Raw genomic sequence first — 2,630 nt, 5'->3', positions numbered from 1 at the left:
CCTGCCGCAGATCCGCCTCACCCCCGGCAACGACCGGCTGATGGAGCTCGGCCGCGCCTTCGGCGCGCCTGTGATGCTCGAATCGCGCCTGCGCGAAGGATCGCTCCGCATGGCGGCCGAGGCGGAGGGCGTGGACGTCCTGCTCTACGAGGCCGGCGAGGGCCTGCGCTTCGACGAGTTCGCGGCGCGCGCCGGCGTTGCCGGCATCCTGCGCGTGATGCGGCACCTCGGCATGATCGGGTCGAAGGGCGTGCCGCGGCGTCACGGCAGTTCGGCGCTCTGCGGCGGCTCGAACTGGCACCGTGCGCCGGTGGGCGGGCTGATGCGCGCCTACCGCGGCACCGGCGATATCGTGGAGCCGGGCACGGTGCTCTGCGCCATTTCCGACCCCTTCGGCGAGAACGAGGTCGAGGTCGCCTCCGAGATCACGGGGATCATCGTGGGCCGCACGAACATGCCCGTGGTCAACGAGGGCGACGCGCTCTTCCACGTCGCCGAGACGCGACGGCCCGGCCATGCCGAGGCCGCGCTCGAAGTGGTGGAGGCCGCCCGCGATGCGGCGCCGCTCTTCGACGAGGACGAGATCATCTGACCGGACCGGGGGCAGCGCCCCCCTTCGCGGGCCCGGCCGCTGTCGGCGCGCCCGCGAGCGCCCCTCCGGGTCCGCGCCGGCGCCACCCGGGTCGGCGGACGCGCCCTGCCCCGGATCAGCCCGCGTCGGAGACCCCGAGCGCCTCGGCGAAATCGCGGTGCACGTAGCGGCGGTCGCAGTAGCCGCACTCGACCCAGCCTGTCTCGCGCGGGATCTGCAACCAGACGCGGGGATGGCCGAGCGCCCCCTCGCTCCCGTCGCAGGCCACGCGCCAGCGGTCGACGACCTTCGTCTCGGGCGGTTCGATCGGCATCTCTCGCACGCTCCCGGCGGTTGTGGCTGTCTTCCGGGTGATCTAGACGCAACCAGGCGCGAAGGGAAGAGCGGGGACGAGACGCCCATGACAGCGGCCGCCATCGAGATCGAAGGGCTGACCAAGACCTACCGCGGCGCGGGCGGCGCGGCGGGGAAGGTGGCGCTCGACGGCGTGAACCTGCGTGTGCCCGAAGGATCGGTCTTCGGCCTGCTCGGCCCGAACGGCGCGGGCAAGTCGACGCTCATCAACATCCTCGCCGGGCTGGTGCTCAAGACCTCGGGCCGGGTCGCGATCTGGGGCTTCGATCAGGACGTGAACCCGCGCAACTCGCGCGCGGCCATCGGCGTCATGCCGCAGGAGCTCAACCTCGACCCCTTCTTCACGCCACGCGAGACGCTGGAGGTTCAGGCCGGTCTCTACGGCGTGCCCCGGTCGCGCCGGCGGTCGGACGAAATCCTCGAGATGGTGGACCTCTCGGACAAGGCACACGCCTACGCGCGCACGCTCTCGGGGGGCATGCGGCGGCGGCTGCTGCTCGCCAAGGCGCTGGTGCACGACCCGCAGATCATCGTCCTCGACGAGCCCACGGCGGGCGTGGACATCGAGCTCCGGCAGATGCTCTGGACGAATGTCCGGCGGCTCAACGAGCAGGGCAAGACCATCATCCTGACCACCCATTATCTCGAGGAGGCGGAGGAGATGTGCGACGAGATCGCCATCATCCACCATGGCCGCGTCGTCGCCCACGACACCACGCCCCACCTGCTCGCCCGGCTCGACGCCAAGACCATGGTGATCCACCCCGACGGCGAGGTGCCGACGCTGCCATCGGGCGCGGGTCTCGAGGTGGCGCGCCGCCCCGACGGCGCCATCGCGCTCAGCTACAAGACCTCGCAGACCAAGGCCGAGGCGGTGCTGGAGGCGATCCGCGCCGCGGGCATCTCGATCCGCGACGTCCGCACCGAGGAACCCGACCTCGAGGACGTCTTCCTCGACCTGACGCGCGCCAGCTGACGCCGGTCGGCAGCGTACCGCAGCGAGACCGCAAGAGCCGCGACAGGCGGCGAGCGCGATTCTCCCAGCTTTCCGGGCCGAACACCCGGGCAAAAGGACTACCGCAGAAGGCTTAAAATGTCGCTTTCCGCAATGGGCGGCGGTGGGTCAAGTCCCCCCTGGTCGCGCGTCGGCGGTGTCATGCTTTCGTTCGTGGTCGGCACACGGCCGGCCAGATCATGCCATTCAGGTGACCCCCGAGCGCCTGTCTTACAAGCGTGCTGCACGTTCGAGGACGTGTCAGGAACAGCCTGTCGGCGTCATCGGCATTCCCGTCCCGGCGACGGGACCGCGGAGACCCGGCAACCCTGCGCCGGATCAAACTCGGAGCTATGCCGGAAAATGGGTCATGGAGCCTGAGAAGGCGGCGCATCGTGGCGGGTGCTGAAGCCTGCCAGAGGTACTGTAACCTCAGGTCTGGAAATTGATTTGAGCCGCGGGGCATGAGCCCGTGCTGCGCGCGCCGCGCGCTATGCCCGAATTTGGGTGACACGGCCTGGTCAGGCGACGCAGCGCTGCGGGGCACGGGCGGACACGCCACGTTCAGACGAAGCCGCCCGGCGCGGAGGAACCGCGCCGGGCGGGAAAGCGGGCACCTTGGCCGCGTTCAGTAGCGGTAGTGCTCGGGCTTGAACGGCCCCTCGGGATCGACGCCGATGTAGGCGGCCT

General features: G+C 70.4%; 3 protein-coding genes. 2 read left to right on the top strand and 1 reads right to left on the bottom strand.

The window, feature by feature from the left end; translation table 11 throughout:
* The coding region (locus ACESL7_RS15155; RefSeq protein WP_372894129.1) for a succinylglutamate desuccinylase/aspartoacylase family protein at positions 1–592 on the top strand (592 nt) is incomplete at its 5' end.
* A gap of 115 nt (positions 593–707) precedes the next feature.
* Here ACESL7_RS15155 and ACESL7_RS15150 read toward each other — a convergent pair.
* The gene (locus tag ACESL7_RS15150) at positions 708–905 is read right to left on the bottom strand and encodes a zinc-finger domain-containing protein (RefSeq protein ID WP_372894128.1); all 198 of its coding nucleotides are present in this window, start codon (positions 903–905) and stop codon (positions 708–710) included.
* An 87-nt stretch (positions 906–992) separates the two neighbouring features.
* Between ACESL7_RS15150 and ACESL7_RS15145 the strand changes: the two genes are divergently transcribed.
* Entirely contained in the window at positions 993–1,922 is a 930-nt protein-coding gene (locus ACESL7_RS15145) for an ABC transporter ATP-binding protein (protein WP_372894127.1), read from the top strand.
* Positions 1,923–2,630 lie beyond the last annotated feature (708 nt).

Origin of the sequence: Rhodosalinus sp. (genome assembly GCF_041685465.1) — a bacterium.
Classification (GTDB): domain Bacteria; phylum Pseudomonadota; class Alphaproteobacteria; order Rhodobacterales; family Rhodobacteraceae; genus Rhodosalinus.
This window is presented reverse-complemented; position numbering and strand designations above follow the sequence as displayed.

Coding starts and splice junctions, on each gene's coding strand:
- ACESL7_RS15145 (WP_372894127.1), top strand. CDS start 993: ATGACAGCGGCCGCCATCGAGATCGAAGGGCTGACCAAGACCTACCGC.
- ACESL7_RS15150 (WP_372894128.1), bottom strand. CDS start 905: ATGCCGATCGAACCGCCCGAGACGAAGGTCGTCGACCGCTGGCGCGTG.